This is a genomic window from Desertivirga xinjiangensis, from assembly GCF_024436435.1.
In the GTDB taxonomy this organism is placed as follows: domain Bacteria; phylum Bacteroidota; class Bacteroidia; order Sphingobacteriales; family Sphingobacteriaceae; genus Desertivirga; species Desertivirga xinjiangensis.
In genome coordinates, this window is record NZ_JAFMZP010000002.1 from 228,029 (window position 1) to 249,843 (window position 21,815).

The window sequence follows — 21,815 nt, forward strand, 5'->3', positions numbered from 1 at the left end:
CAAATAATTACCACTCTCTGGCTTTAACCTGTTCACGCATGGTGTCAAAAGCCACAGATGGATCTTTTTCTTCCGGCGCGTTAACAAAGTGACTGAAACGCTTACGTAATTCGGGATTTTTAACTACTTCGTTCCACTCACAGTGGTAAGTATCAATTAATCCCTGGATTTCTTCTTCCAGCTGCTCACAAATGCCCAGACTATCGTTAATGATGACGTTTTTTAGGTAAGATAAGCCGCCTTCCATTTTATTTAACCATGTTGCAGTCCGGGTAAGCGGATCAGCGGTCTTGATGTAGAACATCAAAAAGCGGTCTAGGTATTTTATACAAGTTTCTTTATCTACGTCTGCTGCTATCAATTGTGCATGCTGTGGTTTAGAGCCTCCGTTTCCACAGACATATAAGTTCCAGCCTTTTTCTGTAGCTATGATTCCAAAATCCTTTGCCTGAGCTTCAGCGCATTCCCTGATACAACCACTTACGCCTCCTTTTAATTTGTGCGGAGACCGGATTCCCTTGTACCTGTCTTCAACCTCTATGGCAAAGGATACGCTGTCATGCAATCCAAAACGGCACCAGGTGCTTCCCACACAGCTCTTAACGGTTCTAAGGGACTTGCCATAAGCATGTCCGCTTTCAAATCCAGCATCAACTAACTCTTCCCAGATATTTGGCAGATCGTTTACATGGGCTCCGAACAAGTCTATGCGCTGTCCGCCTGTGATTTTAGTGTACAAATTGTATTTCTGAGCAACTTGTCCGATCACTATCAATTTTTCCGGAGTAATCTCTCCTCCAGGAATTCGGGGAACTACAGAATAGGTGCCTCCTTTCTGAATATTGGCCAGATAGCGGTCGTTGCTGTCCTGGATAGGTTGCTGCTTAACGATAAGGTCATTCCAAAGCCCGGATAGGATGCTTGCTACGGCCGGTTTGCAAACCTCACAGCCATCGCCTCTGCCATAATGGTCAAGTGCTTCATCGTAAGTTCTTACATTGTTCATCTTCAGTATGTCCAAAAGTTCCTGGCGCGAGTAGTCAAAATGTTCGCAAATAACATTTTTAACATACATTCCCTGTTCTTTCAGAGTGCCGTTTACCAGGTCCTTAACCATCGGCATGCAACCTCCGCAACCTGTTCCGGCTTTTGTGGCCTTTTTAATGCCGTCAGCGGTGATGATTCCTTCGTCTCTTACCTTGCAGCAAATTGCGCCTTTAGTAACTGCCTCGCAAGAACAGATCAATGCATCGTCTGGCAGGCTCATCACACCAGCGCCACCTTCTCCAGCTTCACCGCCACGTGCGCCCAGAATCAGATCCTCAGGGTTAGGTGGCAGGGCCATGTTATTTTTTACGGTTTGCAGAAGCATGTTATAGTCTTCTGCATCGCCAATAAGTACACCACCTAAAAGAGTTTTACCATCTTTGGTGATGTTGATACGTTTATAAACTCCTTTACTTGTATCTTCAAGAGCAATGGTGCGGCAGTCTGGTTCATTAATGAAGGGATCTCCAAAGCTGGCAACATCCACACCGATCAACTTAAGCTTAGTGCTCATGTCGAAGCCGGTGAATTGTTTTTCGCCCGCATTAAGCTTGCTGACCACCACTTCGGCCATTTCATATCCCGGGGCAACCAGGCCGTAGATCATTCCATTATATAAAGCGCATTCTCCAATCGCGAAAATCGATTCGTCTGAAGTTTGCATGCTTTCATTAACCACAATACCGCCGCGGGTGCCAACTTCCAGTCCGGCAAGCTTTGCAAGTTCATCCCTTGGACGAATACCGGCTGATATAACCAGCATATCAATAGGAAGCGACGAGTCGTCAGCGAAATTTAATGCATCGACCTTGCCATTGCCTGCGATTTCTGTAGTGCTTTTATTAAGATGTATTTGTAAGCCTAGTTCCTTTAATTTCATTTGCAGCATAGCGCTTCCAGGCTGATCAATTTGTCTGGGCATTAGGCGGGGAGCAAATTCAATAACATGGGTGTCTTTTATGCCGAGGTCTATCAATGCCTTTGCTGCTTCCAGTCCCAATAAGCCACCTCCCATTACCGCGCCGTTTCTGGCGTTCTTTGAATAGGCACTGATCAGTTCAAGATCTTCAATTGTCCGGTAAACGAAAACACCTTCCTTTTCAACTCCCGGAATGTCAGGCACAAAAGCGGAAGAGCCGGTCGCTAAAACCAGGTAATCGTACTTTAAAACGGTTCCTTTTAAGGAATGTACGGTTTTATTGTCGCGGTTGATCTCCTGGACCGGATCATTTAGATGCAGGTTGATTTCGTTTTCAGCATACCATTCTAAAGTATTCATCAATAAATCATCAGCTGTCTTCCCACTGAAGTATTCACTCAGATGAACACGGTCGTACGCCGGTCTAGGCTCATCGCCAAAGACTTCTAATCGAAAGGAATTGGTCTTTGCTACCAGTTTTTCGCAAAACTTATAGCCAACCATTCCATTTCCGATTACAATAATTGTTGGTTTTTCGTTTAGCATGATAAAATTTGTTAAAGCACCTTTTTTTTTGATCTTAAAGAGAAGATTGCTGCGTTTTTTCTTCTGTTTAATATTATTTATAACAAATTTATTAAAAAAGATAGAAAATTCATGATGTTGGCAATATAAAATGAGGTTTGTTGTGATTTTTAGAATTATGACAACATTTATTATTGTATTTGACTAGTTTTCTTAGTTGCCTTTGGATTTTGTTTGGTTTTATTGCGATTTTTCTAATGGAAAAATGATTGAATGGTGAATTTTTTTGATTTTTGTGATAGTTTATTCTGTTTTTTTTTGATGAGTTGATCGCGGGTGTGGCTTATTGGTAGGAAAAAATGGTAAATAGAGAGGGGTAGGGTGAATGGGATTTGATGAGGAGCATTTGAAGGCCATTCTGGGGCAAGAGGTCCTGAAACAAGTTCAGGATGACGGAGGGGGCAGGATGAAAGAGAGTTTCAGGATGAAAGAGAGTTTCAGGATGACAGAGAGTTTCAGGGTGACGGAGGGGTTCAGGATAAAAGAGAGTTTTAGGATGACGGAAAGGTTCAGGATGGGGGAGAGGTTTAGAAATAAAAAAGGGGCTTGAAGAGTTCAGGCCCCTGTATAATAGGGTATCGGGTAAAGAATAATCATATTCATTGGATTAGGGTAACATCTTACTTATCGTCTAAATGGCCAAAGTACGAAGTTCTTTCTCTGTTTCTGCTTATTAAGTCTTCATCGTCCTCTCGTTGAAATGAGAAGAAATTTTCAGCCTGTATACGTTTAAGTAAAGTGTTAATGAGAGAGAGATCAAACTCATCTTTGTTTAACTTAATGAGATATTCGTTTTCTGTAATTTCAATGCTAGATAGTTTCATATTTCGTAATTTTTATTCAATATAAATGTATAAATCGTTTGTAAAAAAAATATTTCCCTTATAATAACATTATGTAAAGAAATTCTTTGTAATTACACACAGTTTACATAGATTGTTTACAAAATTTCACCTGCCTGAAAAAAAAGAAGCCTGCATTTTTTATTGCAAGCCTCCTTAATGAAATATGATATAAAAGGCAAGCCTTTATTCGAACCATAACAGCACTTCATCTCTGGAAGGCACCGGGATGTCAAGCTTCAGTTTTTTTCGCATTCCACCCAGATCGTTAAATACTTTATTTGGATTTGCTGCCTTAAGCTCTTCAATAGTATTAAATCCCATTTTTATCAGCACAGCAACCCATACTGCAGGCACCCCGATAGCAACAAAGTCGTCTAGAGAGGCAACTTTTAGTTTTTTCTCCGGACGCATCTGCGGGAAGAACAGTACTTCCTGTATAGTGCTCTGATTTGTCATTAACATTACCAGACGGTCGATGCCGATTCCCAACCCTGCGGTAGGAGGCATGCCATATTCCAATGCGCGCAGGAAATCTTCGTCCATTGCCATCGCTTCTTCGTCGCCGCGATTGGCAAGTAAAAGCTGATCTTCCAGTCGTGCCCTCTGATCAAGAGGGTCATTCAATTCTGAATAGGCGTTGGCTATTTCCTTACCGTTTACGAAGAGTTCAAAGCGCTCAACCAATCCTTCTTTGCTGCGGTGTTTTTTCGCCAGGGGAGTCATTTCCACCGGGTAATCCGTGATATAAGTAGGTTGAATGAGCTGGGCCTCCACTTTTTCACCAAAGATCTCGTCGATAAGTTTGCCTTTACCCATGGATGGATCTACAGATATTCCAAGGTCTGCGCAAACTTTTCTTAAGCCTTGCTCGTCAAGCTCCGAAACATCGATGCCTGTATACTTCTGTATTGATTCAAACATGGAAAGCTTTTCGTAAGGTCCTGCAAAATCAATTTCGTGAGAACCAACAGGCACTTTCGTTGAACCATGGATAGCCAAAGCCACTTTCTCCAGGCATTCCTCTACCATCGCCATCATCCATACATAGTCTTTATAAGCTACGTATATTTCCATGGAGGTAAATTCGGGATTATGCGTACGGTCCATTCCTTCGTTGCGGAACATCTTACCAAATTCATATACTCCATCAAAACCGGCAACAATAAGGCGTTTCAGGTAAAGCTCATTCGCAATACGCAGAAACAGGGGCATATCCAGGGTGTTGTGATGCGTTTTGAAAGGCCGTGCTGCAGCTCCGCCGTGAACGGGTTGCAATACAGGGGTTTCTACTTCCATCCATCCCTGGTTGTCGAAGTAAGCACGCATGGTGTTGATCACCTTCGACCTGTTAATGAAAATTTGCTTCAGGTGCGGGTTCACCGTCAGGTCAACGTATCGCTGGCGGTAACGTAGTTCAGGATCAGTAAATCCATCGTATACATGGCCCTCTTCATCGCGTTTTACAACGGGAAGTGGTTTCAATGATTTAGCAAGAATTTTTAGCTCAGAAATATGGATAGAGATCTCTCCGGTCTGCGTGGTAAAAACATATCCCTTGATTCCTATATAATCGCCTATATCCAGAAGCTTTTTGAAGACAGTATTATATAAGGTCTTATCCTCACCGGGACAGATCTCATCACGTTTCAAATAAGTTTGAATTCTGCCTGTTGAATCCTGGAGTTCTACGAATGCCGCGCTGCCCATTATCCTGCGGCTCATAATCCGGCCGGCAAAGCTAATGTTCTTATAATTAGTTTTATCGCGCTCATAGTTGTCCTTGATATCCCGGGCGGTAACATTTACCTCATAAGCTTCAGCGGGGTAGGGCTCTATGCCCAACTTGCGCAGCTCCTGCAACGCCTCGCGGCGTAAAATTTCCTGTTCGGACAGTCCGATGCTCATTGTATACAAGTTTTTCTGCAAAAGTAGTATTTATGATATATTAATCAATAAACATACTTTCGCTTTTATTGAATGTGAAGAGTATTTGCTTAAGTATTGTTTAAAAGCATTAATTTCGCCCCGTTAATCATTGCATAAAAACAATCAGAATGGCTAAAGCAAAAAGCAGATCACAGATAGTGATTTCTTCGATAAAGCAAAAAATAAAGTCGAAAAGAGAGGACATTCAGAAGCTGGAGGAAGAGGTAAAAACCCTTGAAGGTCAGCTGCAGATCCTGGAAGAACGTCCTGATTTTCTGACAACAATCCTTGAAGCTCTTCCTGAAACGGGCGAATAAGGGATGCTGGAAATTCTATTCAGAGACGAACATCTTATTGCCATTAACAAGCCTCATGGCCTGCTGGTACATCGATCATCTATAGCCAGGGACGCCGAAGAGTTCGCGCTTCAGCTATTGAGGGACCAGATCGGCCAGTGGGTGAACCCTGTTCACAGGCTGGATAGAAAAACGGCCGGTATACTTTTGTTTGCGCTCGATAAACAAACAGAAACCCAAATGCATCAGCAGTTTGCAGAAAATCTGGTGGAGAAGAAGTATCTTGCCATAGTGAGAGGATATACTCCCGACGAGCAGGAAATCGACTATCCGCTGAGGAAAGAGAATGGTGTCTTGCAGGATGCTTTTACACGTTACAATACCTTAGACAGGGCTGAACTGGATATCCCATTGGGAAATCATCCGACGTCCCGTTATTCTTTTGTGGAGGTGACACCCTCTACCGGCAGAATGCACCAGATCAGGAAACACTTCGGGCATATCTTACATCCTATTATTGGCGACAGGCCGCATGGTTGCAATAAGCAGAACCGCTTCTTCAAGGAAAACTGGGATATGACCACCATGCTGCTTCATGCATCACAGCTTGAATTCAAACATCCTCTAACTAAGGAGGCCATCCACATTCAGGCACCTTTGCAGGATGAGTTTAATAGAGTGAAGAAGATAATGGGTTGGGAATAAGTTTTCTTCTTCTGTGCGGTTGGTCTGAAATACTATTAGTCTTTAAACTGTTTTCCCAGGTTCTCAAGCTTCTCTATAATATCGTTTAACTTATCCTGTTCTTTCCTCGCGTACTTACGCATCAGCCAGGCACAAATTATAAACCATAGGATGGTGAACACAGCGCCGCTGAGGGCTTGCCAGAGCGGAGCAGAAAAATACACTTCAATAAAATATAGCGCGAAAGCCAGGCCAATAAATAGACTGTAAGCGGCGTACTTCCGGGTATTTAAAGTGTAACGATGTTGCTGGTATTTTTTTAGAAATGTGATATACTCATCGGGCTTTTGGAAAAGTGACTCGCTGTTTGATATGCTGCGATAATCGTGGAACTGCACAAAGAGGTAATACAGGCAGCACAGGATCAGTATTAGCAGCGACAAGTGGGAGGTCCACATAAGAAAAGGCTGAAAGGTCCATATCAAAACAAAGAAGAGGATAACAGCAGCCATACCTATCGTTTCTTTTAGCAACTTACTAGCCAGGGCGTTTTTTGATCTTTTTATCTGTTTCAACAGATCGTCATAATTCATTTTGGGACGGGCGGCCTGACCATGCCATATATTTTTCAGTGCATCAAAATCTTTCATATTTATTATATATATCAGTCAGCTTTAACTTAATACGATGAATCTTTACCCGGAGGTTCCCTTCGGAGATACCAGAGATCTCAGCAATTTCAGTGTAAGGAACCTCGTCGAGGACCATAGTAATGATGATCCGCTCATTTTCTTCCAGCTGAGAAATGCATTTATACAAAAGTGCAACCTGTTCATTCTTGTCCGACAGGTCTTCCTGCTTGTTTTCAATAATAGAATCGGTCAATTCGTCTTTTTGCTGTCGCTTTTCAACGCGCAGCCATGACAAACAGGTATTAACCGCGATGCGATAGATCCAGGTGGAAATCATTGCCTGGTTACGAAACTTATCGAGGTTTTGCCAAACTTTCAAAAAGGTTTCCTGCATTAGGTCATTAGCAGCCTCAGCGTCTCCGGTATAACCATAGCATAAATGAAAGATCTTTTTTGAATTGGTTTGGAAAATTTCTTTAAAGAGGGCTTCCTTGTTAAGCATTTTATTTTAGATAGATGGACGGTGCCTTTGTTACAGTTCAAATGCCTTTTTATTAAACCAACGGGCGTTCTGTTCTGCTTCCTCTAAAATAGCATTATATTCTTCTGCATAATCAAACTGCAGATCCTCGTGAAGTTTACCCAGCAGTTTCTTTGCTTTCTCCAGCTGTCTTACCAAAATCATCTGCAGCGGTTTATGATTAGAGCGGGTATCGGCATAGTGAAGATAGTTTTTGCAAAACCATAACAGGAGCTCTAGTTCTACTTGTGGCAGGCCGGTATATTTTGCATGTTTGGCAAGTAAACGCAGGATTTTTCGAAGTTCTTTAGTACTGTAGTAGTGATGTCTTTTGAGTGTTTGAAAGCCCTCAAGCAGGCTTGCTTTCACTGAGTCAGCGTATTGCAGAGGATTGGCTGCTTCATACAGTAAATAACTTAAAAGCTCTTTATTTTCTTTTTTATACTTAGCGAGTTTCAGGGAGATTTCTATCAGTTGTTCATTGCTAAGTGAAATCAGCTCCTTTTTTATATCGCTTAGTCTTTCGGGTTTCATCTTTCAGCAAGCTCAAATTTGTGCTGTAAATCTAATTATTTACATTTGTTTACCCATCAACTCAATATATGAAGTTAAAACAAGCAGGCTTTGCTGCTCTAATTGCCGCTACCATTGCAGCTATTCTGGCCTTTGTTAATCACTATAACCTGATTGCTGTTTCTCCTATTGCATTACTATTTTCGCGCTGGCTGGCGGTAGTTGCACTAATCTTATTTGCAGTTAAGAAAAAGTCTCTAACCTCCTGGATTCTTATCTCGATGGTGATCGGAGCTGAAATCGGTCATGACTACCCCGAAGTTGCCATGAACCTGCAGGTCTTGAGTAAGGTGTTCTTAAAAATGATCAAAGCCATTGTTGCTCCTTTGCTGTTTGCTACCCTGGTTTATGGAATAGCCGGTCATGCGGATTTGAAGCAAGTGGGGAGAATGGGCTGGAAATCAATTGTCTACTTTGAAATCGTCACTACACTAGCTTTGTTTATAGGTCTTGCGGCTATCAATATATCGCAGGCTGGTGCAGGTATAAAACCGCCCGCCAGCTTGCATGAGGAGCTTCCGCATGTACCGCCACAGTCCTGGACGGATATCATTTTACATATTTTTCCTGAAAATATAGCTAAGTCGGTAGCCGAGGGACAAATACTGCAAATTGTTGTTTTCAGCATAATCTTCGGGATTGCTCTTGCCATGGTACGCGAGGATAAACGGATGCCCATGCTTCAGTTTACGGAAAGTCTTGCCGAAGTAATGTTCAAATTCACCAACGTTGTAATGTATTTTGCACCAATAGGGGTGGGGGCTGCCATTGCCTATACGGTTGGGCATATGGGATTGGGAATTCTTTTAAACCTGATTCAACTATTGTTTACCCTTTATGTGGCGCTTATTATTTTCCTTTTAGGAGTGCTGCTTCCGATAGCGCTTTTGGTGGGTGTGCCTATTAAGAAATTTCTACAGGCTATTGCCGGACCTGTTTCTATTGCATTTGCTACCACAAGTTCGGAGGCAGCTTTGCCCCGCGCCATGGAAAACCTTGAAAAACTGGGTGTTCCCCGCAAGATCGTGGCCTTTGTAATGCCTACAGGTTACAGTTTTAACCTCGATGGTACAACTTTATACCTGGCGTTGGCTTCTATTTTTGTTTCCCAGGCAGCCGGGATTGATTTCAGTCTTGGCCAGCAATTGCTGATCGTGTTTACGCTAATGCTTACCAGTAAGGGTGTAGCCGGAGTGCCAAGGGCTTCCCTGGTAATATTGTTAGGGACCGCTTCTTCCTTTGGAATGCCTAGCTGGCCAATATTTATCATCCTGGGAATAGATGAGCTAATGGATATGGCACGTACTTCTGTAAATGTAATAGGGAACTGCCTGGCTACTATTGTGATAGCGAAGTGGGAAGGGGAGTTCGTGGAAGGGGAGGGTGAGTTTTGAGTGATGAGCGGTAAGTTATAAGTTCAGGGTTGAAAGTTGTAAGTTAAGGTTTGAGAGTTGAAAGTTTAAGCTGAAAGTTCAGGGTTGAAAGTTTAGCGTGAAAAGTCGTGGAAAGCTTCTATTTTCGCGGATCGAAACAATGTACAAATGAATAACAGGACGAAGAAGATATTTTTAGCGCTTAGTATTGCAGTTCCATTTTTATTGTATTGCATGTATTACTATGGAATGATGGTGAAAAATGCGCCATACAAGTTCGCCGAGTTTGAATCGCTTACCTTTAAGTATGGTTTGGGAGATAGTCTTGTAAATCAATACAACTCTAAAACCCAGGTATACCAGTATATTAACGACAGAGATTCCCTGGTAAAAGTGAAAGTAAAATTAAATAAAGACGATTTATTGTACCTGCACCGCAAAGCAGCAGATTTGGGATTCTGGAATTTTCCATCAGTGATGGAAGGTGTATCAGGAGGCAAGACAACCGTCCCTCACTATTACCTCGAATTCAAATACCAGCGCAAAACCAAACATATAGATTTTGACCTTGATTACGCCGGCAAACCCAAGCTAAGCCAGGCTGTGCGTCAACTTATCGAAGAAGTAGATAAGAGGGTTAAGGAAGCGGAAACCAGAAGATAAGTTGAAGTTGGTAGTCACACGCAGTCACGCGTGCGATTACCAACTTCAACTTTTAATACTTAAACACTTTCCCGTCCGCTATTACTTCCTGATTCTTTGAATCGAAGGTAGCTTTAGCACCGGTTCTTACAGCCGCATTGGTCATAATATTAGCGATAGAATGATAATAACCTGCCTCTACCGGAGCATTGGGTTGTTTTCTGCTGCGGACGCATTCCATCCAGTTAAGCATATGACTTGAGGTTAAAATATCTGCCCCTGTATTTGCTGAAGCCGCTACTTTAACCGCGTTCTCTGCGAGGTTAACTTCAGGCAGCAAATTCGCTTTCATGTTCATGGCCGCCGCCGCCTTTGCCGATAAACCACCCTTAGGCGACACTTTATTCGTTATCAGGTTAAGTTCACCGCCGTTGGAATAATAGATTTCTGCCGGATGTTCATCGCCGTTGTGCATCCTTGATCCGAAGGTAACCTGGAAGCCATTTTCCGGATCATTCTCTTTACCGTAATCAAATACAGCGGTGGTAGTATCCCAGTTCCTTCTGCCGTCTTTCCATTGGTAAATGCCTCCGTTTGCTACAACGCTTCTCGGGTGCTGTAAGCCGGTGAACCAATGAACGGTATCGATCTGATGCGACATCCATTGCCCGGGCATGCCTGAAGAGTATGGCCAGAATAAACGGTATTCAAGGTATTTCCTTGGATCCCATTCTTCGTATGGGCGGTTCATCAAAAAACGCTTCCAGTCGGTGTCTTCTTCCTTACATTTAGCTACCAGATCCGGCCGGCGCCACCTGCCTGGCTGATTCACATTCCAGGTAAGTTCCACCATGGTGATATCGCCGAATTTGCCTTCTTTGATAAAGTCGGCTGCAGCTTTATAATTAGTGCCGCTTCTGCGTTGAGAGCCAATCTGAACTATCCGGTTGCTGTCTTTGACCGCTTTAAATGCTGCTTTGTTATCTTCCATCGTTTCAGCGAATGGCTTTTCTACATAAGCATCACAATTGGCTTTTACCGCTTCAATGGTATGCAGCGCATGCTGGAAGTCGGCGGTAGCAATGATAACGGCATCCAGGTTTTTCATCTGGTATAACTCATCATTGTTGCGGAAGGCTTTTACCACCGTTCCTGTTTTTTCTTTAAGAAATGCCTGTCCCTCTTCTCTTCTTAACTTCCAGAGGTCAGAAACGGCTGCAATCTCAAAATTGAGTTCTTTGTTATGATTAAGAAAAGACGGGAACAGAGAGCTTCTGAACCTGTCGGAGAAACCGACAACGCCCACTCTAACCCTGTCATTGGCACCTATTATTTTTGCATAGCTTTTGGCACTCATCCCCATAGTACCCAGATAAACTCCGGCAGAAGCAATAGCAGACTGTTTGATGAATTTTCTTCGAGAATTTTGCATGGTCTAATGTTTATAACGATAGATTAGTTAAACTTCTTGATTTTAATACTCCTAAATGAAACCTGGTCGCCATGGTCCTGAAGGAGTATACGGCCTTTTGGCGCCATTCCAAAGTTCTTCCAGTCTTTGTATTTACTAACAGATACCAGGTCCTGGAACTCTTTAGATCCGCGCTCGTATTCCAGCACTTTGAATCCGTTCAACCAGTATTCCACCTTATTATCAGGATAAACCCTAATGATACCCTGATTCCATTCGCCGATCTTTTTTCTTGAAGCTTTTATTTTCTCAGACGTCTTTAGGTCATATAAAGATGCCAGGGTACGGTTGCCATCCCGTCCTAATTTTGCGTCCGGATGTTTATCATCGTCCAGGATCTGATACTCCAGGCCAATAGCGGAACCTTTGTTGCCTTCCGTCTCAGTTACAAAATATTTAACCCCGCTATTCGCACCCTCGGAAAGCTTAAAATCGAACTTCAGTTCGAACGCACTAAATTCTTTTTCTGTAACAATATCACCGCCATTGGTTGACTCCGCACCACCCGATTTTTGAACACTTAATATGCCGTCCTTTATTTCCCAGCCTTTTTCAGGAAAAGACTTTTTGTAGGCACCTCTCCAGCCATTAGTAGTTTTGCCGTCCCATAACAAAGTATACCCGTTCTTTTTTTCCTGAGGCGACAAGTTATTGGCTACCAGATTCACGACATGAATATTATCATAAGGAGAAGGTTTCAGGTCTTCCGTGCTGATACGAATATTCCTCCAGCGGATCTGCTTGCCGGGGGTATCATTTTTGCCGATAGAATGCACCTGCAAGGCTATAAATCCCTGAGGGGTGAGGTCGTCAATCACGTGAGCTGTAGGCACGCCGTTCACCCAGGTCCGGATACTGTTTCCAATGCATTCCAGCCTGTATTTATTCCAGGTGTTATTTTTGAATGCTTTTTTTCCTTCCGGATTGATATCCAGGGTATACAACCAGCCTCTCCGTGCTTCATCGTAAATTCCACCGCTATAAGCGCGTTCTGACGGATCTATCTCCATTTGATAACCATGCACCCGGCCATTTTGATAATCAGGAAGGCTGAGGCTTCTGAACTGGACACCCGAGTTCATTGAAGGATCAACGAAGAGCTCCAGTTCAAGAATGAAATCGCCGTAAGTTTTTTCAGTAGTTAAAAAAGAATTTGGTTCATTGCTTACCGTGGTTCCGATAATTTCGCCATTTTTCGCTTCGTACTTTGCCTTACCGTTAAGCTGTTTCCAGCCGTCCAGGTTTTTTCCATTAAAAAGCGGATGCCACTTAGTTTGTGCATCAGCGCAGAAGGTACTGGCAATAAAACCCAGTACCATAAATGCTTTAAATCTCATGTGTTGTTTATGTGGTTGTTTATGCGCACAAGATATTATATTTCTTTTAGAAAAAAATATCTCTACTTAGCAGATTCCACAATTAATTTAGCATGATCAGCTTCATAAACCGTTTGAAAAAAGTCTACCAGCTGCTGATATTCTTCAGGAGCATAAGTTCCTTCATTTAACTGCATGATCCTTTTGTAGGTGATCTTATTCCCTGAAAAGGTAATATCTGTAGTATAAGATCCGAAAGGTTTCTCAATACGTTTCTTTTCCGGAGGAAAGTTAAGCTTGTAAGAGTCGGGTAGCTGATAAGTTATTTCATCTTCATCGTGCCAGCCGCGGTTTATGAACACCGGGTTTACTCTGCTACGTACTTCCTTAGGTACATTGGTGTATTTATTCAGACTATTAACTACCAAATGCAACTTACCGGCGTTAAAAGAACAATAATCCGTCGAGTTTATACTTAAGCTTTCTGTGGTGACCGGTCTGGCTTCTTTGACCTTCTTATATTGAAAAGATTGGATTTTGAGGTTCGGCAAAGGATACAGGTCAGGGAGTTTTTTCAGTTGTTCAGCATAAGCCTCATTATACAGAACATCATGATTGTCATATTGCGAACCTTCAAAGTTTGTAACGATCGATCCAGTCAGATCACCCTTGTCAGACACCTGGAATTCTGCCCGGCGTATCTGGCGGTTGCCTGCTGTCTCTAGTTTAGGCGTCCGCATTAATTTTCCTCCCTCTGCACTGCACACTACCACCTGCCGGTCATCAGTAAAGTCACCCAGAAACCCGAAAGGTTTAATTTTACTGGTGCATTCCAGCCAGGTAGTGTCATTCTTAAATGGCAGGCACAAAATGACATGGTTCCCCTGATTCATGCTGGTAAAGTCAGTCAGTAAGTCTTTTTTTAAGCCTCCAGCTTCTACAACAGCATAATAGGACTCTATTCCGGCAACTTTAAGAAGGGCCTGCGTATAGTTAACTAATCCTTTGCAATCGCCATAACCCAAGCGGTCAACTTCGGCAGCAGGGTAGGGCAGGTAACCACCAATGCCGATCTGAATACTGATATAGCGTGTTTTACTCTGCATATATTCATAGATCTTCCTGGCCTTCTCTTTTGGATTTTGCAGGTCTTTCACCATATCCAGAACTAATGAACGGGTTTGCTCGGGGAGTTCATCTCTCCCCTTCAGAATGTTTTCATACATCCATCGTCCATATTCATCCCAATTTCTGAAACTTCCTTTGATGTTCTTAAAAGCAAAAGTCTCGGGAGCCAGCTTTACTGAAACCAGAAATTGCTCATGATCAGGGCTGTAGGGCTCATATCGCAGGGGACTGATATTACTCACCTGCCATTTAAACGTTCTGCTATCCTTATCGGATAGTTCTTGCACTTTGCCGGTATAATTGAATTCTTTATGACGGAGCTTAAAGTTCAGGGGACAGATAAAGCTTAATGAGCTTTTTTCAATAGAGACTCCCGTTGTGGTTACCGGAAGCCAGTCCCGGAAGTAAAGACTTTGTTTGCTTCGTATCTCATATTCATACTCAATAGTATAGGGGTATGATGTTTGTGTGGGATGAAAAAACTTCACGCGGTCGTCATCATATATTGACATGCTGCTTACGGCACTGCGATCGTTGAAATTTTTCTCAGTGAATTTCGACACCGGCAGCCCGAATTCGTTATAAATGATGCCTTTCGCTAATTTAATTTGAGTGACTTTGTCGTAGTAAAGGTCTATATTAGCCTCATTCGCCCCGGAAGAGTTCAGGACAGTAATTGCCACCTTATGTTTTGAGATTACATCATCCAGTGCCTTGACCTCAATACTCGTTTCCGAGTTTCTTACTATTGCGCCGGCTCTGGGTAACAGTGTTTTGGGGATAGCTGATACAGCATAATTTACCTGAGCCCTTGATGAGAAAATTAATAGTAAATAAGTAAAAACTAATACAGCGCGCTTCATATCTTCTTTTTAAAAACCAGGTCAATTTGCTGCGACTGCACGATCTTGTTAAACAGCTCTTTCAAGTAAGGATATTCCTCGGCACTGTAAATAGATTTATTTAACTGGGTGTGATTCATAAACAAAAGGGTATTGCCCTCTGCACTAACCTGTGCTATAAATTTACCTCCTTTGTCGGGCAAGGCTAATCCCACCGGGTCAATCTTACTGATTACCTCAAACTTTTCAGGGAAGGAAAGCGTCATCATGATCCTTGTCTCAGACGGAGCTCCCATATCCACCGGATAAGTTCTTTCGGCCAGTTTGAAAGGATTTTCCGTCACCCGGTCCAAAAAGAAGGGGTTAAAGATCAATGTGCTCCTATCCTGCTTGTCGGCTACATCCATCTCTATGGTATAAGTTTCGGATAATGATCTGTCCAGAGTATCGAGATTAAGAATCTCCGATTTCATAATCTTTATCTTCGGCATTCGCTCGTCAAGATCTTCTACGTATTCCTCAGTGGAGTTAAATCTTCTGATCTTGTTACGTTTATTATATGCCTCATATCCAGAAGAATAAATAACAATAGTGCCTTCAGCTTTTCCAGACTCGTTAATGGTAAGGTTTAAATTGATTGTTTTAGACTCTTTTTGGGAGGCTTTTAAGTCAATCCAGTACGAAGGCTTGCTAAAGCTCATCACCCTGCCCTTGTCATTGATACATCGCATCGGAAGCAACCCGAAGGGCAGAAGCGGATCGGTTGCGTCAAGGAGGTAAGACTTGTCGCCGATGTTAACCTTGCAGATGCTATAGTTGAAATCGCTTAAAACCGGGAACAGCGGGTTGACCGTCCCGTTTGAACGGGTGGATAAAATGACTGGTTCGGCGTCTAAATCGGCTGCGTTCATAGCTGCCACCAGGGAGAGGTTGATATCACCAACATTGCCGGTATGTGTCTCAAATGCCTTTTTCAGACCATCATTACTATACTCGCCATAATTGGAGTTCCATTTAAACCAGTTCTGCCAGTACTTATAGATCAGCTTTGCTTTATCCAGTTCATCTTTCTGTCCCGACAGCAGAGGGCTGATCTTGTCTTTAAAAAAATCTTTTTTCTTTAATTGAGCACCAAATGCCTCATGTGTTTTAAGTTCATGATCCACGTCCTTCCATTCTTTCGTTAGTTTGGTCTTAACGCCGTTGTAACTGGTGTAGTCAGACAGTTCAAAATACATGGCCGACTTAAAATTACTTGCTGCAGTCATGTAATCCTCTTCCTTGAATGCAGGAATGTCTTCCATGGCGTAGATCATTTTGGAGCAGTCGGCTTTAAAACCCCCGCCGGGACTATAGCAATCTTTTTCTACCGAGCCGGTATTTTTAGACAGCTTCAAGGGGCCACGTATGGAGATATTGTAATTGTAAACTGCAGGTATCCTTGGTGAATATTCCGAATAAATTTTAGGTAGATCTGACTGAAACTCCCATTTCCTGAAGTTAAAAACAAAAGGCGACTGCAGCCGATAGGAGTATTCAATGATGCAGCCATCCCTTAAGTTAGGCATGGCAAATTTAGTCACGTCGACATTTTTGTAGGCTTTTTTTTCTGTGAAGATCTGTTTAGGATCTAACTCCGATGACCTGATCAGGCCTTGTTCATCCGGATAAAAAGTTATTCCTTTGATATTGCTCAGTTTTTCGAAGGAATTAGCATCCTTCTTGTAGATAGGGATCTCAATGTTTCCCTGTCTGAACTCCTTACTGTTAAAGATCTTGGTACGCACATGATATTCGAAAATAAGCTCTGAATCACTGCTGCTTAAATAGGCTGTGCCGAACTCACGCAACACTACAGCATTGGCGCTGGTATCTTTATCGTATCTTTTGAGGTTAAATTCTTCAGTGCCAGGTTTTGCAAAGCTGAAATCCTGCTGTGCGGACGCAAAATATGCCATAGCAATTATGGCAAAAGTTATAAGTACTTTTCTCATGTGATGGGTTGGTGCCGAAAGATAATCACAATGACAAAAATTTCAAACAGCTATTATTTTTTAATTTGTTTGTAAAAGCTTTTTCCGACCTTTGGTTCAGATGAAACTCAATTTGAAACGTCCTCTTGCATTTTTTGATCTGGAGGCTACCGGTATTAATTTAGGTGCCGATCGTATCGTAGAAATAGCTATTTTGAAGGTCCTTCCTGACGGTTCCCAGGAAATGAAAGTCTCAAGAATTAATCCTGAAATCCCTATTCCCTATGAAATATCGTTGATACACGGGATCTTTGACGAAGATTTAAAGGATGCGCCTACTTTTAAAGACGTAGCACAAGAGTTTGCAGATTTTCTGAATGATTGTGATTTGGCAGGCTATAATTCCAACAAGTTTGATATTCCCATGCTTATGGAGGAGTTCCTTCGTGCAGGCGTTGAGTTTGAATTAGAGAACCGTCATTTCGTTGATGTTCAGAATATTTTTCATCAAATGGAACAGCGTACTTTAAAGGCGGCTTACAAGTTCTATTGTGGTAAAAATATTGAGAATGCTCATTCAGCAGAGGCCGATATTCGTGCCACTTACGAGGTTTTACTGGCACAGCTGGATAAGTATAAAGATACCGAGTGGGAAGATAAAAAAGGGAATAAGTCTGTTCCTGTAAAAAACGATGTGGAAGCATTGCACTCATTCACCAATTTAAGTCGTCCGGTCGATTTTGCTGGTCGTATTGTGTTTAACGAACATGGTATCGAAGTATTTAACTTTGGTAAACACAAAGGCAAATGTGTAGAGGAAGTATTTACTGCAGAACCTAGCTACTATGCGTGGATGCAGCAAGGGGAGTTTCCCTTGTATACTAAGAAGTGCCTTGAAAAAATCTGGGTACGCTGGAACGGTAAAAAGGTTCTGGTAAAACAGGAAACAACAAAAACAGTTTCTGTTGAAAACGCGGAGGGTCGCCCTAAACAGGATGCAACAAAACCTTATTATCAAAAGAAGGATTTCAACCCCGGATTTAAAAAACCTGAAAAGGCCGACAAGGCAGAGCCGATAACCAGTGATATGCTGGATCAGTTAAAACTTAAGTTTGGTAAATAACATAAATAACAAATTAAACCATTTAGCGAAACGCTTGTCCATAAGAGGCAAGCGTTTTTTTTTGCCTGGAATTACCCTTTCCAGCGTAGGCGTGCCGCGTGCGCTGGAAGCAGGACAAAAAATATAGATCGCCGAATAATGCCATTTGGTAGCAGTATTATACAAGCAGGTATCAAAAGTTTTTTTATTATTTTCCTTATTGCTAAAATTGTTAATCTCAACATCAACACTTACAAGATGAATCTTTTTAAATTCTCAATTCCTGTACTCTTAATATTGGGTTACGGCAAGGTTTGCAGCGCACAAAAGCTTCCAGGAGATCAGGAACAGGCTCAATGGGCTCCTGTTCCACCAAAGATTGACGGGAAACTCAGCGAGACAGAATCGCTTACAGCCTATAACCGGAATACCCTGCTCTTTTACAACATGTCCAATGATGCTAAAAATCTTTACCTGGTCTTAAAATCTGAAGATCCGCTTAACAGCAATAAGATTTTGATGGGAGGTATTACGGTAAGCTTTAATGCCAGTGCAAAGAAAAAAGAAAAAGATGCTGCCTCTCTAACATTTCCCGTCATAGTGAGAACCCCGAGGGGCCAGGGACGTGGAGGTTCAGGACCTGGCGGACAACGTGTGTGGCAAGGACAAAACAGGGAAAACCGAACCCCGGCTGATTCAGCAGCTTTAGTTGAAAGAAGAAAGCAGCAACTGGCACAGTTCAAAGAAATCAAGGTATCGGGAATACCTGCTATAACAGATTCCCTGGTATCTATCTATAATGAATTCGGCATTAAAACAGGCGTAAATTTTGATACCAAGGGTAGTTTTATCTACGAGCTGGCCATTCCCTTAGAACTGATAGGGCTGAAGCCAGGTAAAGAGTTTGCCTATAATATTAAACTTAATGGCAGGGATTTTGGCGTGGGTGGCAACATAGTAGTTATGGGTGGCGGCGGCGGACGAGGAGGTAACTTCGGAGGCAGTGGGGGCCGTCCCGCATTTGACCCATCCATGTTTGCAGCTACAGATTTTTGGGGAAAGTATACGCTGGCTGATAAATAATCCCCTTAAACAATCATTTCATATTCTCAAACATGAATAGAAATTTACTCTCCCTCGCTTTATTCCTTTGCTCTTTCAATCTACTGGCACAGGTAAATCATGAAGTGAGTGGAATTGTTAAAGACAGTACAGATAATACTGTAATTGGTGCCTCAGTTACACTGATGTCTGCTAAAGATACCCTGCGCACCAGCACCAATCCTGATGGAATATTCGTTTTTAAAAATGTTCAGGCAGGGCAGTTTGTTATCAGTGTAAGAAGTCTGGGCTACATGAATTACACCAAGCGCTTCCTTTATAATGATGCAACTAAGCGGTTGGTATTGGATCCCTTGATTCTTAAAGCCCAGACCAATATGCTTAATGAGGTAAAGATAGATGGGACACCAAGTATTACCTACAAAGAAGACACCATAGAATACCGGGCAAGCGATTACAAAGTTCGGGAAAATGCTACGGTCGATGAGATTTTAAAGAAGATGGAGGGAGTAGAGGTCGCTTCAGACGGAACGGTTACTGCCCAGGGAACGCAGGTCACGAAAGCGCGTTTAAACGGGAAAGACTTCTCGGGTGGCGATGTAGCTAATGCCATTCAGAACTTACCTGCCGATATTGTAGATAAGATTCAGATCGTTGATGATTACGGCGATCAGGCTGCCCGTACCGGAATTAAGGAGGGAGATCCGCAAAAGGTATTAAATATCGTAACCAGGAGGGACAAGTCTGTGGGTAATATGGGACGGCTTAATGCCGGCGCGGGAAACAATGAACGCTACGGTGTTTCAGTTTTTGGTAACCGGATAAATGGCAACCAGCAGATCAATACCAATCTGCGGTTCAATAACACCGTGAATGGAGTGGCAGGTGGCAATAATGATAATTCGTTTTCGGGGGGAGATTTCGGTTCTCGAGGCGGTCGTGGAGGAGGAGGGTTTTCCGGAAGTACCGGAGGCAGCGGTGGTACCACAACTCTGGGAAGAGGATCCTTCGGGTATAGAGACCAATGGAGTAAGAAAGTGAGCTTCAACGGAAGTTATTCCTATGGCTTTAATAATGTCAATTCTTTAAACAGCAGTATTTCTGAGAATACAACTACCCTCGGCAGCATATACTCAACTAACGAAAGTAATGCCGACAACAATACAAAGAATCATTCTTTCGATTTTGACCTCGAGTACGATATTGACAGTGCAAACTTTTTAAGAATACGACCTTCTATTACTTACAGCAGCTCTTCAAACAGTAGTTTTTCAAAGAATATACAAACAGGGGTGTTCAACCAAACCCATGATGGCAGGAATAGAAGTGAGAACACTACGCCGAACTTCGGGGGAAGCATTTTTTATCAGCACCTGTTCAAAAAGAAAGGCCGGAACTTTTCCCTCAATTTAAGTTATATGCAAAGTGATCAGGATAGGGATAATGAGCAGAATGTAAACATATTATATTATGACGATACCGATGCCAACGTCTTGTTGAAGGATTCCCTGGTGCACCGAATGGTACTTCGTAAAAACCTGAACAACACCTTCAGAGGTAGTACAACCTTCTCTGAACGTTTAGGCACAAAGTCGAGGCTTGATTTTAACGCACAGATAAACCGCAGGTCTTATGATAACAGTGCGTACACCAATAACCTGGATGCTTCAGGTATTCAAACACCCGTTGATTCATTGACCAATGTGTTTAATTATTCTTTTACAGAAAGCAGGCTTTCCTTAAACTATCGTTTTACTGAAAAGAAATACAATTTTTCGCTTGGCATGACCGGTATCCCAACTCTTTTAGAGGGTACTAAGGTTCACCTCGACGCCACAACCAGGAGAGGTAATTTTTATCTGATCCCCATAGCACGGTTTGAGTACCAGTTTTCAAGACAGCACCGTTTTAGCCTTAATTATACCGGTAACGCATCCGAACCATCGTTCGATCAAATTCAACCAGTAAGAGATGTGTCGAGGGCTAATAATCCGGTGGTAGGTAACCCCGACTTGAAAGCTGCGTTCAATCATACTGTTAGTGCTGCTTATAATAACTATATCTCGAATTCCAGGCTTAATTATTCCCTTAACCTGAACGCCAGGTTCGTTGACAATTCAGTGGTCTCTAACATAGTGAACATTCCTGTTGAAATTCAGGAGGACGGGAAAACTGTGACCAGTTATATCAATGAGACACGCTTTCTCAACATGAACGGTGCATCGACAGTCACGGGTAACTACAGCATATCGAAATCATTAGCCGACCGGAAATATAGTATCCGCCTGAATGGTAGTGTGGTGAACCGTAAAAGTATCTCTATGAGTAACAACCTGGAAAACCGTGGTACCACATGGACATTTTCTCAGCGCTTAGGTCCTCAGATCAATCCGAACGAATGGCTCGAGCTTAATCCACATGTCAACTTTGTTTATACCAAGGCGGATTTTACACTTCCTGCATCAAGGGACATAAACACAAAGAACTGGGCCTTAAGTGGTGATGGCAGAGTGTATTTCACAAAAACGATCTTGTTTTCATTTAGTGCAAGTAAGAACTTCGTGAGTGGGATAGACGCAAATGTTACGAACAATCCGTTTATCATTAATACTGCACTGGAGAAACAATTTTTTAAGCGTAAAAACGGAGCTTTAAGTATCCAGGCTTTTGACCTTCTCAACCAAAATAATTTTATTAATCGCGATATCAATGAAAACGGCTACACAGATACCCGTTCAAACGCTTTAAGCCGCTACGTATTGCTTAATTTTCGGTGGACGCCTCAAAAATGGACGGGAGCTGCAGCCAGCAGGAATGGCCGTATGATGAACCGGAGAGGGGACGGTAGTTTTTACTAGATTGATAGGCAAGCCCTCGAG

The 21,815-nt window shown here is 42.5% G+C and carries 18 protein-coding genes; 8 read left to right on the forward strand and 10 right to left on the reverse strand.

Features of this window, described 5'->3' with window-relative positions; genetic code table 11:
* Positions 1–7: 7 nt before the first annotated feature.
* The gene (gene nirB, locus J3P37_RS05790; RefSeq protein WP_256010100.1) at positions 8–2,512 is read right to left on the reverse strand and encodes a nitrite reductase large subunit NirB; all 2,505 of its coding nucleotides are present in this window, start codon (positions 2,510–2,512) and stop codon (positions 8–10) included.
* Between the two features lie 364 nt (positions 2,513–2,876).
* On the opposite strand from nirB, the gene J3P37_RS05795 reads away from it, so the two are divergent.
* Complete coding sequence (locus J3P37_RS05795) at positions 2,877–3,101, forward strand: hypothetical protein (RefSeq protein WP_256010102.1); 225 nt, start codon at positions 2,877–2,879, stop codon at positions 3,099–3,101.
* A gap of 70 nt (positions 3,102–3,171) precedes the next feature.
* On the opposite strand, the gene J3P37_RS05800 is transcribed toward J3P37_RS05795, so the two are convergent.
* A complete protein-coding gene (locus J3P37_RS05800; protein ID WP_256010103.1) occupies positions 3,172–3,375 on the reverse strand; it encodes a hypothetical protein in 204 nt (67 codons plus the stop codon).
* A gap of 204 nt (positions 3,376–3,579) precedes the next feature.
* Positions 3,580–5,301: a lysine--tRNA ligase gene (lysS, locus tag J3P37_RS05805; protein ID WP_256010104.1), complete on the reverse strand. Its 1,722-nt coding sequence runs from the start codon at positions 5,299–5,301 to the stop codon at positions 3,580–3,582.
* Positions 5,302–5,450: 149 nt separating this feature from the next.
* On the opposite strand from lysS, the gene J3P37_RS05810 reads away from it, so the two are divergent.
* Positions 5,451–5,639: a hypothetical protein gene (locus tag J3P37_RS05810; protein WP_256010105.1), complete on the forward strand. Its 189-nt coding sequence runs from the start codon at positions 5,451–5,453 to the stop codon at positions 5,637–5,639.
* A 3-nt stretch (positions 5,640–5,642) separates the two neighbouring features.
* Positions 5,643–6,323, forward strand: a complete 681-nt coding sequence (locus tag J3P37_RS05815; RefSeq protein WP_256010106.1) for a pseudouridine synthase — start codon at positions 5,643–5,645, stop codon at positions 6,321–6,323.
* Positions 6,324–6,358: 35 nt separating this feature from the next.
* Here J3P37_RS05815 and J3P37_RS05820 read toward each other — a convergent pair whose 3' ends face one another.
* Genes J3P37_RS05820 through J3P37_RS05830 form a run of 3 tightly spaced genes read right to left on the reverse strand, consistent with a single transcriptional unit; the run spans position 6,359 to position 7,988 of the window.
* A complete protein-coding gene (locus tag J3P37_RS05820) occupies positions 6,359–6,952 on the reverse strand; it encodes a hypothetical protein (RefSeq protein ID WP_256010107.1) in 594 nt (197 codons plus the stop codon).
* Positions 6,939–7,436: an RNA polymerase sigma factor gene (locus tag J3P37_RS05825; RefSeq protein WP_256010108.1), complete on the reverse strand. Its 498-nt coding sequence runs from the start codon at positions 7,434–7,436 to the stop codon at positions 6,939–6,941. The genes J3P37_RS05820 and J3P37_RS05825 overlap by 14 nt, the downstream gene beginning before the upstream one ends.
* 30 nt (positions 7,437–7,466) lie before the next feature.
* Complete coding sequence (locus J3P37_RS05830) at positions 7,467–7,988, reverse strand: hypothetical protein (protein ID WP_256010109.1); 522 nt, start codon at positions 7,986–7,988, stop codon at positions 7,467–7,469.
* Between the two features lie 68 nt (positions 7,989–8,056).
* Here J3P37_RS05830 and J3P37_RS05835 point away from each other — a divergent pair, with 68 nt between their 5' ends.
* The gene (locus J3P37_RS05835; RefSeq protein ID WP_256010110.1) at positions 8,057–9,421 is read left to right on the forward strand and encodes a dicarboxylate/amino acid:cation symporter; all 1,365 of its coding nucleotides are present in this window, start codon (positions 8,057–8,059) and stop codon (positions 9,419–9,421) included.
* Positions 9,422–9,568: 147 nt separating this feature from the next.
* The gene (locus J3P37_RS05840) at positions 9,569–10,063 is read left to right on the forward strand and encodes a hypothetical protein (RefSeq protein ID WP_256010111.1); all 495 of its coding nucleotides are present in this window, start codon (positions 9,569–9,571) and stop codon (positions 10,061–10,063) included.
* A gap of 52 nt (positions 10,064–10,115) precedes the next feature.
* Here J3P37_RS05840 and J3P37_RS05845 read toward each other — a convergent pair whose 3' ends face one another.
* The 4 genes from J3P37_RS05845 to J3P37_RS05860 all read right to left on the reverse strand — a co-directional run bounded on the left by J3P37_RS05845 (position 10,116) and on the right by J3P37_RS05860 (position 16,793).
* Entirely contained in the window at positions 10,116–11,474 is a 1,359-nt protein-coding gene (locus tag J3P37_RS05845) for a Gfo/Idh/MocA family protein (protein WP_256010112.1), read from the reverse strand.
* 23 nt (positions 11,475–11,497) lie between these two features.
* Positions 11,498–12,832 (reverse strand): 3-keto-disaccharide hydrolase, encoded by a 1,335-nt coding sequence (locus J3P37_RS05850; RefSeq protein WP_439648954.1) that lies wholly within the window; start codon positions 12,830–12,832, stop codon positions 11,498–11,500.
* An 80-nt stretch (positions 12,833–12,912) separates the two neighbouring features.
* Entirely contained in the window at positions 12,913–14,820 is a 1,908-nt protein-coding gene (locus tag J3P37_RS05855) for a DUF3858 domain-containing protein (protein WP_256010114.1), read from the reverse strand.
* Positions 14,817–16,793, reverse strand: coding sequence for a DUF3858 domain-containing protein (locus J3P37_RS05860; protein ID WP_256010115.1), 1,977 nt, complete (start codon positions 16,791–16,793; stop codon positions 14,817–14,819). Before J3P37_RS05860 ends, J3P37_RS05855 begins: the two co-directional genes overlap by 4 nt.
* 100 nt (positions 16,794–16,893) lie before the next feature.
* On the opposite strand from J3P37_RS05860, the gene J3P37_RS05865 reads away from it, so the two are divergent.
* The 3 genes from J3P37_RS05865 to J3P37_RS05875 all read left to right on the forward strand — a co-directional run bounded on the left by J3P37_RS05865 (position 16,894) and on the right by J3P37_RS05875 (position 21,794).
* Entirely contained in the window at positions 16,894–17,895 is a 1,002-nt protein-coding gene (locus J3P37_RS05865) for a 3'-5' exonuclease (protein WP_256010116.1), read from the forward strand.
* 237 nt (positions 17,896–18,132) lie between these two features.
* Positions 18,133–18,957, forward strand: a complete 825-nt coding sequence (locus tag J3P37_RS05870) for a hypothetical protein (protein WP_256010117.1) — start codon at positions 18,133–18,135, stop codon at positions 18,955–18,957.
* A 32-nt stretch (positions 18,958–18,989) separates the two neighbouring features.
* Positions 18,990–21,794, forward strand: coding sequence for a TonB-dependent receptor (locus J3P37_RS05875; RefSeq protein ID WP_256010119.1), 2,805 nt, complete (start codon positions 18,990–18,992; stop codon positions 21,792–21,794).
* Positions 21,795–21,815: the final 21 nt, after the last annotated feature.